The organism is Pseudomonas sp. AC463 (assembly GCF_979253585.1).
In genome coordinates, this window is the sequence record NZ_CEEDDZ010001148.1 from 1 (window position 1) to 237 (window position 237).

The 237-nt window shown below is 68.8% G+C and carries 1 pseudogene; it reads left to right on the forward strand.

The annotated features are described in order from the left end of the window. Positions 1-237 (forward strand): annotated as a pseudogene (locus AC0IYH_RS33895) (hypothetical protein); the annotation flags it as partial.

Genomic DNA, 237 nt, shown 5'->3' on the forward strand with positions numbered 1-237 from the left:
TTGCCCAACGACCCCAGCCCCCCGGCCTTGACACTGGCGGATAAAGACCTGGCCAGCGAGTCACCGCTGGTGCGCGAGGCTGCCATTCCCAGCATCGTCGGCCTGGTGCCCAGTGGCCAGCGCACGCTGCTGCTTGGCCCGGCGCTGGATGATCCCGACCCGGGCGTACGGTTTGCCGCTGCCAATGCCTTGCTCGGGCTGTCCCCCGACACCTTGGGCCTGTACTTCGGCCCGTTG